The following is an 11,931-nucleotide window of genomic DNA, read 5'->3' as shown; positions in this document are numbered from 1 at the left end:
AGGAGCGCATCCATGGCCGCTGTCGGTCGTCCTCGCCGGTCCTGCCTCGCCGTGCCCGGTTCCAGCGTCAAGATGCTCGGTAAGGCCCAGGGCCTCCCCGCTGACCAGGTCTTCCTGGACCTGGAGGACGCGGTGGCCCCGCTGGCCAAGCCGGACGCGCGCAAGAACATCGTGGCCGCGCTCAACGAGGGCGACTGGGCCGGCAAGACCCGGGTGGTCCGGGTCAACGACCTCACCACCCCGTGGACGTACCGGGACGTGATCGAGGTTGTCGAGGGGGCCGGCGCCAACCTGGACTGCGTGATGTTGCCGAAGGTGCAGAACGCCGCCCAGGTGCAGTGGCTGGACCTGACGCTCACCCAGCTCGAGAAGACCCTCGGCCTCGAGGTTGGCCGGATCGGCATCGAGGCACAGATCGAGAACGCCGCCGGACTGGTCAACGTCGACGCCATCGCCGCCGCGTCGTCCCGGGTGGAGACCATCATCTTCGGGCCGGCCGACTTCATGGCCTCGATCAACATGAGGTCCCTGGTGGTGGGCGCGCTGATCCCCGAGTACCCGGGCGACCCGTACCACTACATCCTGATGCGCATCCTGATGGCCGCCCGGATGCACGACAAGCAGGCCATCGACGGCCCGTTCCTGCAGATCCGGGACGTCGACGCGTTCCGGGAGGTGGCCGGTCGGTCGGCCGCGCTGGGCTTCGACGGCAAGTGGGTGCTGCACCCCGGGCAGATCGACGCCGCGAACGAGGTCTACTCGCCGGCCCAGGCCGACTACGACCACGCGGAGCTGATCCTCGACGCGTACGAGCACTACACCTCGGAGGCGGGCGGCCGGCTCGGCGCGGTGATGCTCGGCGACGAGATGATCGACGAGGCGTCCCGCAAGATGGCCCTGGTGATCGCGGCCAAGGGGCGCGCGGCCGGGCTGACCCGCACCTCCAGCTTCACGCCCCCAGCGGGGTGACCCGGTGCCGCCCCGGGGCGCGGGGCGGCACCGGGTAGCACCGGCCCAGCGTCAGTAGCTGCCGCTGCTCGTGCTGCCCGCGTAGATCGCGATGCCGATCATCACGATGTAGAAGATGATCCCCAGCACTATCAGGCCGGTGAGGATCCAGCCGACGATGATGGCCGCCTTCGCCATCCCCTCCCCGCCCTCGCCGGTCTGCCGGATCTGCTTCTGGGCGACGTGACCCATGATCGCGCCGACCGGCGCGGTGATGCAGGAGGCGAAGCCGACCAGGGCGAGCACCAGTGCCGCGATGGCCAGGCCGTTGGTCCTCGGCGGCTGCGGGTACCCGTACCCGGGGTAGCCGGCCGGCGGGTAGCCGGCGGGTGCGTAGCCGGGCACGGCGTACGGGTCGGCGGCAGGCGCGGGCTGCCCCGACTTCATTCCCGCATACGGGTCGACGGGCGCGTACGGGTCGGGCGCGTACGGGTCCGCGCCCGTCGGCTGGCCGGGGACCGGCTGCCCGCTGACCGGCAGGGTGGGGTCGACGGGCGGGGTGGACGGCTGGGACCAGGGGTCGGTGCCGGACGGCGGCGGATATGTCATCGGTTCTCTCCGTCTGTCGAGGGTGCGCGGTCAGGGTAGCCAGGCCCGCCCAGAATGAGAGGCCCCCGTTACCGGGTGCCGCGTTGCCCGGCGGGGGCGTAGCGGGCAGGATCTCGGCATGGCAGCAGACGCGCGGTCCGCGGACCGTTCCGGAAGCCGACCGCGGCGGGACGCGAGCCGACCGGGCCTGGCCCGGCGCGGCCGGGCCACCGCCGCGACGGCCCCGGCCGACCAGGACGCCCCGGCGCCGCTGGCCGACCCCGTCACCATGCGGCTCGACGGCAGGGTCGCCCTGGTCACCGGGGCCGGCAGCCCCGACGGCATCGGGTACGCCACGGCCCGTCGGCTGGCCGACCTGGGCGCCCGGGTGGCCATCGTGTCCACCACCCGGCGCATCCACGAACGGGCCGGCGAGCTGGGGGTGACCGGGTTCGTCGCCGACCTCACCGACGAGTCGGAGGTCGGAGCGCTCGCCGACGCGGTCGCCGAGCAACTCGGCGACGTGGAGGTGCTGGTCAACAACGCCGGCCTGGCCAGCCGGGCCAGCCCCGAGGTGCTACGCCCGGTGGCCCAGCTCAGCTACGCGGAGTGGCACGGCGAGATCGAGCGGAACCTGACCACCGCGTTCCTGTGCAGCCGCGCGTTCATCGGCGGGATGGCCGAGCGTGGCTGGGGGCGGATCGTCAACCTGGCGGCCACCGCAGGCCCGGTCAACGCCCTGCCCACCGAGGCGGCGTACGCCGCCGCGAAGGCGGGCGTGGTCGGCCTGACCCGGGCGCTGGCGATGGAGATGATCGCCGACGGGGTGACGGTGAACTCGGTGGCCCCGGGGACCATCCACACGGCCGCCTCCACCGTGGCGGAGATCCGGCAGGGGCTCGGCACCCCGGTGGGCCGCCCCGGCACCCCGGACGAGGTGGCCGCCGCGATCGCGTTCCTCTGCTCGCCCGCCGCGTCGTACATCACCGGGCAGATGCTGGTGGTGGACGGCGGGAACAGCGTGCGGGAGGCTCAGTTCCGGTGACCCGGCCCGGGCGTCAGTTGTAGGAGCCGCCGCCGGAGCTGCCCCAGATCGTCAGCGCCATCCAACCGCAGCAGGCCAGCAGGCCGATCGCGGTGAAGAGGTAGCCGAGGATCAGGCCCCAGGTGGCGAGCTGGTCGCCCTCCTCGCCGGTGCGCCGGAGCTGCTGCTTGGCCACGTGCCCGAACACGATGCCGGCAGGCGGGAAGACGAACGCGAAAACCAGCGCCAGCACGGCGAGGATGTTCGTCGCCCGGCCGGGCGGCGGCTGGCCGGGGTACTGCGCCGGCTGGCCGTACTGCCCTGGCTGGTCGGAGTACTGCCCTTGCTGGCCGTACTGCCCGTAGCTCTGGGGTGGGCCGTACTGGCCCGGTTGCCCGTACTGCCCGTATCCCGAGGGCGGGCCCGACTGGCCGGGCTCGCCGGGCGGCGGCTCGTACGGCGACGGCGGCTGGTCCGGTTCCTGCGGTGGATAACTCATTCGGCCCCTCCCGCGCACCCTTGGTGACCTGCCCTGTTGCGGACGCTACCCGCAGCGGTGAACCTTTTCACAGCGGTTGTGTGGACAGGTTGCCTTGGCCTCGCCGGCCGGGAGGTCGATACTGACCGAGCGTTCAGTTACCCATGAGTAATGCGCCGATCCCCGGAGGCTGAGATGGCCCGACTCGCCCAGACGCCCGGCCTGACCGACGTGCAGCGGTCGATCCTGGAAACCGTCCGGGAGTTCGCCGACAAGGAGATCATCCCGCACGCGCAGCGGCTGGAGCACGCCGACGAGTACCCCACCGACATCCTCGACGGGATGCGCGAGATGGGGCTGTTCGGCCTGACCATCGCCGAGGAGCACGGCGGGCTCGGCGAGTCCCTGCTGACCTACGCCCTGGTGGTCGAGGAGCTGTCCCGGGGCTGGATGTCGATCTCCGGCATCGTCAACACCCACTTCATCGTGGCGTACCTGATCTCCCAGCACGGCTCGGCCGAGCAGCAGGCCCGGCTGCTGCCGCGAATGGCGACCGGCGCGGTGCGCGGCGCGTTCTCCATGTCCGAGCCCGAGTGTGGCTCCGACGTCTCGGCGATCAAGTCCAGGGCGGTCCGCGACGGCGACAACTACGTCCTGAACGGCCAGAAGATGTGGCTGACCAACGGGGCGTACTCCTCGGTGGTGGCGACCCTGGTCAGGACCGACACCGGTGCCGACTCGGTGTACGGCAACATGAGCACCTTCCTGCTGGAGAAGGAGCCCGGCTTCGGCGAGACCGCGCCCGGCCTGACCATCCCCGGCAAGATCGACAAGATGGGCTACAAGGGCGTCGAGACCACCGAGATGGTCCTCGACGGCGTCACCGTCCCCGCCTCCACCGTGCTCGGCGGACCGGACAAGGTCGGTCGCGGTTTCTACCAGATGATGGACGGCATCGAGGTCGGCCGGGTCAACGTCGCCGCCCGCGCCTGCGGCATCTCCATCCGCGCCTTCGAGCTGGCCGTCGCGTACGCCCAGCAGCGGAAGACCTTCGGCCAGCCGCTGGCGAAGCACCAGGCGATCGCCTTCAAGCTCGCCGAGATGGGCACGAAGATCGAGGCCGCGCACGCCCTGATGGTCAACGCCGCCCGGCTCAAGGACGCCGGCCAGCGCAACGACGTCGAGGCCGGGATGGCCAAGCTGCTCGCCTCCGAGTACTGCGCCGAGGTGGTCCAGGAGGCCTTCCGCATCCACGGCGGCTACGGCTACTCCAAGGAGTACGAGATCGAGCGGCTGATGCGGGAGGCCCCGTTCCTGCTCATCGGCGAGGGCACCTCGGAGATCCAAAAGACGATCATCTCGCGTGGCCTGCTCAAGGAGTACAAGCTCTGACCGGCCCGGTCGGGGGCGACACCCGTCAGGGCAGGCGGGTCAGGGCAGGCGGGTCAGGCCGGCGGCGGCGCGCTCGACGATGAGGCAACGGTCCTCGACATAGTCGATCCCGGCCTCCTCGGCGATCCGCCGCGCCTCCGGCGAGACGATCCCGAGCTGCAACCAGACCGCGGGCGCGCCGATCGCCACCGCCTCGCGGACCACACCGACCGCGTCCCGGGCCGGGCGGAACACGTCCACCAGGTCGACCGGGTGCGGGATGTCGGCCAGCGACGCGTACGCCCGCTCGCCGAACAGCTCGTCGACCGTCGGGTTGACCGGGATGATCCGCCAGCCGTACCGCTGCATCTGCGCCGGCACCCGGTGCGCGGCCTTGCTCGGGTCTCGGGACGCGCCCACGACGGCGATCACGGCGGAATCGGCGAGGATCTGCTGGGCGGTACGCACCCACCGACTGTAACCGGCCGGTCGGCGGGTGTTGCGGGCGAAGCGGTTGTGGCTGACCATGCCGTTGGCGATGAGGTCGCCGGTGTCGGTTGGTGATGACCCGGAGTGACCCGGTAGGCCGGTCGTCCCGGCGAACCCCGGGATGTCGAACGTGCGAATTGTCGCGCCGGGCAGCGCCGGCGGCAGGGGTGGAGCCGCCGGCGCTGCCCGCTCGGAACCGCCCTCGTCCGGGGGAGCGGAGAGGTTGTCCCAGCGCATGGCCATCATTCGAACACGTGTGCGAAAGAAGTGCAAGTGACCTGCGGGACACCAGAACCCCGGCGGTCATCCGGCCGGGGGAGGATGGAGCCATGGAGACGTCGACCTTCGTCTACGACGGCGACTGTGCGTTCTGTACGAAGTGCGCCCAGTTCATCGAGCACCGCATCCCCACCGGGGCGCGGGTGCTGCCCTGGCAGTTCGCCGACCTCGACGCGCTGGGCCTGACGGAGGCCGAGTGCGAGGAGGCCGTGCAGTGGGTCGGCGCGGACGGCTCCCGGGCCGCCGGTCCCGACGCGATCGCCAGGCTGCTCGGCGACAGCGGTCCGCTCTGGCGGGTGGCCGGGGCCGGCCTGCGGTTCCCGCCGGTCCTCGCGGCGGCCTGGCCGGCGTACCGCTGGGTGGCCCGCAACCGGCACCGGCTGCCGGGCGGCGCCGCCGCCTGCTCGCTGCCCCAGGAGGCGCGGGAGCGGCTCTACGGCCCGGCCGGCCGGCCCGCCACGGACGCCTGACCCGGGGCGGCCGTGGCCGGGGCCGTGGCTGTAGCCGGGGCCGCCTGCGCCGGCTCCGACCCGCCGGTCCCGCGCGGGCCGGGTTGGCGTCGCCCGCCGAGCCGTCGGGCCCAGAGCACCGGGCGCACCCGCTCCAGCGGCAGGAAGCCGGCCATCGCCGCCAGGTGCGGCGCGAACGAGATGGTGATCGTCGCCACGGTGACCAGGTGGAACGAGTAGAAGAAGCCGATCATGGCCTGCCGCCAGCGCTCGGACAGCAGGAAGACCACCGGGCTGAGCAGCTCGAAGGCGAGGATGCCGAACTGCGCCACGAGCAGCAGGTACGGCACCCCGGCGATCAGGTCGGCCAGGTCGGTGCCGCGCCGGATGATCGCCCGAGCCAGCACCGAGCCGGTGGCCCAGTCGAGCCCGCCGAACCGGAACTTGGCGAACGCGGCCAGAAAATACGTGCAGATCACCGCGATCTGGGTGACTCGCAGCGCCCAGCCGCCGGCCTCGGTGCGCGTCGGGTCGCCGTGCCGGGCCCGCCCGGCGGCGGGGAGCACGGCGAGCGCGACGAGCAGGCCGAACCGGTCGTGATCGACCTTGCCATAGCTCATCGCGATGATCATCCACTGCAGGTAGAGCGCGAAGACCGACCAGCCGAGCAGCCGGTGAGCGCGCCCGGTCGCGGCGAGCGCGGCGAGGAGCAGCAGGGCCCAGAAGATCGCGGCGACCAGCGCCGGGGTGGGGGTGGGCAGCGGGAGCGCGCGCCCGACGAGCAGCGGCTGGTAAAGCTCGCCGGGCACGCTGGCCCGGGTGCGCACCCAGGGGGTGAAGAACACCAGGTCGGCGGCCACGAAGAGATAAATCAGGGTGCGGAAGGCGGCCACCCGGCCGCGCGGGACCGCCTCGGTCAGCCAGCCGATCACCGGTCCGCCTGCCAGCTGACCACCGTCTCGTCGGCCCAGCGACCGGTCGGCCGGCCGCCCTCGATGCCGTACTAGCGGATCACGATGCGCACCTCGACGAGCCCGGCGGCGTCGGGGTGGCGCTCGGCGTACGCGTCGGCGACCTGGCGCAGCCGGTCCGGCTCGGCGACGTACCGGCTCTGCTGGCCCTCGATCTCGGCGCGGCGGATGCCGGTGGCGTCCTGGTCCAGGTCGACCACCGCGCCGGTGCGGTCCACGCCCTCGACGCGGGTGTCCGGGGCGGGGGCGTCGGGCGGGTCCGAGGTGGAGTACATCCGGAACGGGCCGAACGGGAAGTGGTCGTCGCTGCCCCAGGCCGTGCCGGCGAGCAGCATGGCGAGGCCGAGCGCGGTCGCGCCCAGCCGGACCGCCCGGCCGGACCGGGTCAACGTCTCCATCGGTTCAGGACCATACGGGATGGATCGGCTGGCAGGGGTCCCTCCGTCGGCCGGTCGGCACCGGCCGTACCGGTACTTTCCGCCCGCTGCGACGGCCGGCCCGCTGCGACGGCCCTACCCGGGACGCGACGACGGCCGGGCCCCGGAGTTGGGGCCCGGCCGTCGCGGTGGTCGGTTCAGTGGTTGTGCTCGGCCAGCTTCTTGCGGACGTCGTCCATGTCGAGGCCCTGAACCTGCTCGATGAGGTTCTCCAGGGCGGACTCGGGCAGGGCGCCGGGCTGGGAGAAGACGATGACGCCGTCCCGGATCGCCATGATCGTCGGGATGGAGCGGATGTCGAACTTGGCGCCCAGTTCCTGCTGCGCCTCGGTGTCGACCTTGCCGAAGACGATGGCCGGGTGCTTCTCCGAGGAGCGCTCGTAGACCGGGGCGAACCGCTTGCACGGGCCGCACCACTCGGCCCAGAAGTCGACGAGGACGATGCCGTCGCTGCCCGCCACCTCGTCGAAGTTCCCCGTGGTCAGCTCAACGGTTGCCATTTGCACTCTCCGATCACCGAGGAATCAACTACGCCTCATGAAACCAGGACGGGTGCCCACGAATTCCCGGCCAACCGGTGCCGAAACCCCGCCGGCCGGCGGGCGGGCGCCCAGGGGCATCGACCTGCGTCTGTCGTCCCCGGCTTGCGGGGTGCACATGCACGACGCATTTGCGTGACGAGCCGTGATGGGAGCGTTTCCATGACCGTCCGCCCAGGCGGCGGCGCCGTGCTGGTGATCTGATGCCTGACTAGCGCCGATCCGACCTGCGGAGATCGCTCCGGAATTAGTTGACGGTCACGCAGAGTATTGTTACGAAAAGATAAATGTGACGTCGGTCTCTGTTCGTTTGGCATCGCCGTAAGGCAGAATCTGTCGCATCAGAGCGTGGGCGGCGGGTGCCGGGGAGGGCCCCGCCGCTCATTGCGTCTCCCCCCAAGTGCCGCCGCCGGTGTGACATTTCCTCGGCCGGCCGGCCTCGGTCCCCGCCTTAACACTCGATAAGGCATGCTGGCCCGAACTCTGTCGCCGCCGTTAAGGGGACATCGATGCAGTTCGGCCGCTACTACGAGGAGTTCGAGGTCGGCGCGGTCTACCGGCACTGGCCGGGCAAGACCGTCACCGAGTACGACGACCACCTCTTCTGCCTGCTCACCATGAACCACCACCCCCTGCACCTGGACGCCCACTACGCCGAGTCGGCGAGCCAGTTCCAGCGCAACGTGGTGGTCGGCAACTACATCTACTCCCTGCTGCTCGGCATGTCCGTACCCGACGTCAGCGGCAAGGCCATCGCGAACCTCGAGGTCGAGTCGCTGCGGCACGTGGCCCCGACCTTCCACGGCGACACCATCTACGGCGAGACCACCGTGCTGGACAAGCGCGAGTCCGGCTCGAAGCCCGACCGGGGGGTCGTCTCCGTGGAGACCCGCGGTTACAAGCAGGACGGCACCATGGTCTGCGTCTTCCGGCGCCGGGTGATGGTCCCCAAGCGGGAGTACGCGGCCAACGCCGTCGGAGAGGGCGTCGACCCGGAGCGGCCGAGCTTCCCCGAGCCGCGCTGACCCTCCCGTCCGGCGCCGGGCCTCTCCCGCCGTCTTCCGCGGGTTGGGGCCCTTTCCCTGGTCGGAGGCTTATGCTGGCGCCGGAGGTCCCCATGAGCCACTCCGTCGCCGGAGAGCCGCCCTCTGCCGGCCGCCGCGCCGCACCGCTGACCACCGCCGTCTACTCCGCCGCCGAGTGGGACCTGCTGACCGGGCTGCCCGGCCGCGTGCTCGTGGCCGCCGCCACGCCCGCCCCCGGACGCCCGACGCGGGGCGTCGTCGCCGGGCTCGCCGGCCTGGACGCCGTGGCGGCGGGCCGTGCCTCCGACAGCGACCTGGTCCGTGCCGTGGTGGCCGTCATCTACGCCCGGCACGACGGGGCGCCCGCCCCGGCCGGCCGGCTCACCGACCTCGTCGACCTGCTGGCCGCCTGCCGGGCCGCGGTGCGGGTGCTGCGCCGCCGGGCCGACCCCGCCGACTCGGCCGCGTACCGGCAGTGGGTGCAGTCGGTGGCGGCCCGGGTCTGCCGGGTCACCGTCGGCGGGGTCCCGGCCCCGGCGGACGTGCCCACCGCTCCGGCCGACCGGCGCTTCCTGGACCGGCTCTGCGGTGCGCTCGACCTGGGCTGATCAGGCCGCCGTCCCCGCCGGCCCGCGACCGGCCCCGCGGGCACCCCACGGCCGGCGGCCGGCGGCCGGACCGTACCCTCTTCAGACCGTGACGGGTGACCAGCTCGAAGTCGGCGTGGGGCCGTGGCCCGGCGACCGGCCGGACGACCCCCGGTACGACCCGGACCTGCTCGCCGGGGGCGACCGGCGCAACGTGGTGGACCGGTACCGGTACTGGCGGCGGGAGGCCGTGGTCGCCGACCTCGACCGGCGCCGGCACAGCTTCCACGTGGCCGTCGAGAACTGGCAGCACGACTTCAACATCGGCACGGTGGTCCGCAACGCCAACGCCTTCCTCGCCGCCGAGGTGCACATCGTCGGGCGGCGGCGGTGGAACCGGCGCGGCGCCATGGTGACCGACCGGTACCAGCACGTCCGACACCACGAGACGATCGACGAGTTCGTCGCCTGGGCGGTGGGGCGGGACCTGCCGGTGGTCGGCATCGACAACCTGCCCGGCTCCCGACCGCTGGAGACGACCACCCTGCCGCGCCGCTGCGTGCTGCTCTTCGGCCAGGAGGGCCCAGGGCTGTCCGAGACCGCCCGCACGGCCTGTGACCAGCTCTTCTCGATCGCCCAGTACGGCTCGACCCGATCGATCAACGCCGGGGTGGCCAGCGGCATCGCGATGCACGCGTGGATCCGGGCCTACGCCGGCCCGCCGCCCGACTGAGCTGGTGTCCACACCGGTCCGCCACCCGGATCCGGGCGGGACGCCGGCCCGGTGACCCTGCGCCGAGGTCGGGCACGGTCGGTGGAATCCCGCCCCGACGCGCCGGGGAAACGGCCGCTCGACTTGACGGCCCGGCCGTCCGGGGTGACGGTGGAAACGTGAGTGTCACGGTGAGTTGTCCGAGGTGTGGTGGATCCGTGCGGGAGCCGGACCTCATGCACACCGAATGGCGGTGCCTGCGCTGCGGCCCGGTGCCGCCGTTGCACGTGCCCGAGCACATCGGCGCGGAGATCATGGCCAGCGTGGTGGAGCGGGTCGCCGCCGCCGCGCCCGGGGCGGAGCCGGCCACGCCGGTGTGGTGCCCCTGGCCACTGCCGCCCGGCTGGACCCTGACGGGCGTGGCATACGCCGGCGACGAGCGGACCGGGGTGCGGGCCACCGCGATCGCCTGCGCCGGGCCCGAGCCGCTCAGCGGCGGCCCCGCCGATCTGGTCTTCGTGGCCGAGGAGCCGGGAGTGGGCCTGGGCACCCGGCTCGCCGGGCTGGCGGGCCCCGATCCGGGCCCGCAACTCGCCGAGGCGTTGAACGAACCCGGCCCCGGGCATCCGGAGCACATCGGACAGGCCAGGATCCGGGTGGCCGGCCATCCGACTCCACTGTGGCTCGTGAATTCTCCGACAGATCGAAGCGCGTACGCCGGCGAGGCTCGGGGAATGTGGCTCCATGCGATAGCCTGGCCGGCGAGTGCGGGGCATCTGCTCGCCGAGGACGTGGAGTTGCGCGACCTCACGGAGTGGACGCCGTCCGAGCTCGTGTACGGCGCACCGTCCCCGTACCTGCACGGGAAGGCCTGACAAGTCTCCCGTTCTGTCGGAGAACGGACGCAAAGATTCACTGTACGACACCTTACTGATACTCTGGGTGCCGCTGCGGTAAATGGACCCGGCGCCAGCGCGAGAGGATGGCCCGCCATGGTCAAGAAGGTCCTCACCTGGGCCGGTATCGCATTCTTGATCTTCTTTGTCGCCTACCGGCCGAACTCGGCCGCAGACGTCTTCAAGTCGATCGGTGGCGGCATCATGGACATCGCCCAAGGCTTCGGCGACTTCTTCACCAGCCTCATCGCCTAGCCGCCGATGGGAAGCCCCTCCGGCCCCCCCTTCGATCCCGACGACCCCGACCGGGGGCGCCGGGAGCGAGACACGGAGCCGATTCCCCGGGTCCGACCCGACGATGTGCCGGGTTCCCGTTCTGGTCCCTCGGACGGCCCCCCGTTCTCGGACGACGTCGGCTACGGCGACGGTCCGTACGCGGGCGAGGAGCGCCCCGGGCGTGCCTGGGTCCGCGACCCCGAGGCCGGCTACCAGGCACCGCAGATCTCCGAGGAGGAGTTGGCCGGCCTGCGGGTCGACGCCTCCGGCATGCCGCTGGGCCCCCGGCGGGTCCTCCCGCTGGAGGACGAGCCCAGCTCGCTCGTCGCCCGCTACCTCTTCCCCACCGAGCGGTACCGGGGCGAGTGGAAGCGGCACTGGATTCACCTCACCACGCCGATCCTGGTGGGCATCGCCGCGACCTTCGTCCTCGGCTACCTCTCCGGCTTCCTCGCCGGGCGGGACGTGGGCGCGCTGACCACCGTCGCGGTGCTGCTCTGGTTCGCCGTGATGGGCTGGGTCGCCTGGCGGGTCGCCGACTGGTGGTACGACCGCTTCATCCTGACCAACAAGCGGGTGATGGTCGTCAACGGCATCATCACCCGCAAGGTCGCGATGATGCCCCTGGCCCGGGTCACCGACATGAAATACGAGCAGAGCCCGACCGGCCGCGCGCTCAACTACGGCACCTTCGTGCTGGAGTCCGCCGGCCAGGACCAGGCGCTCCGCGAGATCAAGAACCTGCCCAACCCCAACGAGCTCTACCTGCGCGTCGTCGAGGAGATGTACGAGCCGCAGGCAGTCGAGGCGCGGTTGGGCAAGGAGGCGGACGAGGCCAAGGCCGACGACGGCGCCTGAGAAT

At 72.0% G+C, this 11,931-nt stretch carries 16 protein-coding genes; 10 read left to right on the top strand and 6 right to left on the bottom strand.

Annotated elements, in window-relative coordinates:
- Window positions 1–12: 12 nt before the first annotated feature.
- Window positions 13–969, top strand: a complete 957-nt coding sequence (locus OG559_RS08400) for an HpcH/HpaI aldolase/citrate lyase family protein (protein WP_405114022.1) — start codon at window positions 13–15, stop codon at window positions 967–969.
- Window positions 970–1,020: 51 nt separating this feature from the next.
- Here OG559_RS08400 and OG559_RS08395 read toward each other — a convergent pair whose 3' ends face one another.
- Window positions 1,021–1,557 carry a DUF4190 domain-containing protein gene (locus OG559_RS08395; RefSeq protein WP_405114020.1) on the bottom strand — a complete coding sequence of 179 codons (537 nt, stop codon included), beginning with the start codon at window positions 1,555–1,557 and terminating at the stop codon, window positions 1,021–1,023.
- A 187-nt stretch (window positions 1,558–1,744) separates the two neighbouring features.
- Here OG559_RS08395 and OG559_RS08390 point away from each other — a divergent pair, with 187 nt between their 5' ends.
- Complete coding sequence (locus tag OG559_RS08390; RefSeq protein WP_396669867.1) at window positions 1,745–2,581, top strand: SDR family NAD(P)-dependent oxidoreductase; 837 nt, start codon at window positions 1,745–1,747, stop codon at window positions 2,579–2,581.
- Between the two features lie 13 nt (window positions 2,582–2,594).
- On the opposite strand, the gene OG559_RS08385 is transcribed toward OG559_RS08390, so the two are convergent.
- Window positions 2,595–3,059, bottom strand: coding sequence for a DUF4190 domain-containing protein (locus OG559_RS08385; RefSeq protein ID WP_405114018.1), 465 nt, complete (start codon window positions 3,057–3,059; stop codon window positions 2,595–2,597).
- A gap of 174 nt (window positions 3,060–3,233) precedes the next feature.
- Here OG559_RS08385 and OG559_RS08380 point away from each other — a divergent pair, with 174 nt between their 5' ends.
- Window positions 3,234–4,430 carry an acyl-CoA dehydrogenase family protein gene (locus OG559_RS08380; protein ID WP_405116491.1) on the top strand — a complete coding sequence of 399 codons (1,197 nt, stop codon included), beginning with the start codon at window positions 3,234–3,236 and terminating at the stop codon, window positions 4,428–4,430.
- Window positions 4,431–4,469: 39 nt separating this feature from the next.
- On the opposite strand, the gene OG559_RS08375 is transcribed toward OG559_RS08380, so the two are convergent.
- Complete coding sequence (locus OG559_RS08375) at window positions 4,470–4,877, bottom strand: CoA-binding protein (protein WP_405116489.1); 408 nt, start codon at window positions 4,875–4,877, stop codon at window positions 4,470–4,472.
- A gap of 350 nt (window positions 4,878–5,227) precedes the next feature.
- On the opposite strand from OG559_RS08375, the gene OG559_RS08370 reads away from it, so the two are divergent.
- Window positions 5,228–5,647 carry a thiol-disulfide oxidoreductase DCC family protein gene (locus tag OG559_RS08370; RefSeq protein ID WP_405114016.1) on the top strand — a complete coding sequence of 140 codons (420 nt, stop codon included), beginning with the start codon at window positions 5,228–5,230 and terminating at the stop codon, window positions 5,645–5,647.
- Here the strand turns inward: OG559_RS08370 and OG559_RS08365 are convergent.
- The 3 genes from OG559_RS08365 to trxA form a co-directional block, all read right to left on the bottom strand.
- A complete protein-coding gene (locus tag OG559_RS08365; RefSeq protein ID WP_405114014.1) occupies window positions 5,611–6,558 on the bottom strand; it encodes an MFS transporter permease in 948 nt (315 codons plus the stop codon). The genes OG559_RS08370 and OG559_RS08365 overlap by 37 nt on opposite strands.
- 71 nt (window positions 6,559–6,629) lie before the next feature.
- Window positions 6,630–6,995 carry a hypothetical protein gene (locus OG559_RS08360; protein ID WP_405114012.1) on the bottom strand — a complete coding sequence of 122 codons (366 nt, stop codon included), beginning with the start codon at window positions 6,993–6,995 and terminating at the stop codon, window positions 6,630–6,632.
- Between the two features lie 176 nt (window positions 6,996–7,171).
- Window positions 7,172–7,534: a thioredoxin gene (gene trxA, locus OG559_RS08355; RefSeq protein WP_387019455.1), complete on the bottom strand. Its 363-nt coding sequence runs from the start codon at window positions 7,532–7,534 to the stop codon at window positions 7,172–7,174.
- 548 nt (window positions 7,535–8,082) lie between these two features.
- Here trxA and OG559_RS08350 point away from each other — a divergent pair.
- The 6 genes from OG559_RS08350 to OG559_RS08325 all read left to right on the top strand — a co-directional run bounded on the left by OG559_RS08350 (window position 8,083) and on the right by OG559_RS08325 (window position 11,927).
- Window positions 8,083–8,598 carry a MaoC family dehydratase gene (locus OG559_RS08350; protein WP_387019458.1) on the top strand — a complete coding sequence of 172 codons (516 nt, stop codon included), beginning with the start codon at window positions 8,083–8,085 and terminating at the stop codon, window positions 8,596–8,598.
- 71 nt (window positions 8,599–8,669) lie between these two features.
- Complete coding sequence (locus OG559_RS08345) at window positions 8,670–9,206, top strand: hypothetical protein (protein ID WP_405114011.1); 537 nt, start codon at window positions 8,670–8,672, stop codon at window positions 9,204–9,206.
- Window positions 9,207–9,294: 88 nt separating this feature from the next.
- On the top strand, window positions 9,295–9,918 hold the full coding sequence (locus OG559_RS08340) for a TrmH family RNA methyltransferase (protein ID WP_405114009.1): 624 nt from the start codon (window positions 9,295–9,297) through the stop codon (window positions 9,916–9,918).
- Between the two features lie 158 nt (window positions 9,919–10,076).
- On the top strand, window positions 10,077–10,772 hold the full coding sequence (locus tag OG559_RS08335) for a DUF6758 family protein (protein ID WP_405114007.1): 696 nt from the start codon (window positions 10,077–10,079) through the stop codon (window positions 10,770–10,772).
- A gap of 117 nt (window positions 10,773–10,889) precedes the next feature.
- Entirely contained in the window at window positions 10,890–11,048 is a 159-nt protein-coding gene (locus tag OG559_RS08330) for a hypothetical protein (protein ID WP_165878125.1), read from the top strand.
- A 6-nt stretch (window positions 11,049–11,054) separates the two neighbouring features.
- Window positions 11,055–11,927: a PH domain-containing protein gene (locus tag OG559_RS08325; RefSeq protein ID WP_396669223.1), complete on the top strand. Its 873-nt coding sequence runs from the start codon at window positions 11,055–11,057 to the stop codon at window positions 11,925–11,927.
- The last annotated feature ends 4 nt before the right edge of the window (window positions 11,928–11,931 follow it).

Source organism: Micromonospora sp. NBC_01405, from assembly GCF_045040155.1.
Classification (GTDB): Bacteria; Actinomycetota; Actinomycetes; order Mycobacteriales; family Micromonosporaceae; genus Micromonospora.
Note: the sequence above shows the minus strand (reverse complement) of the source record. Positions and strands in the feature narration are given on the sequence as shown.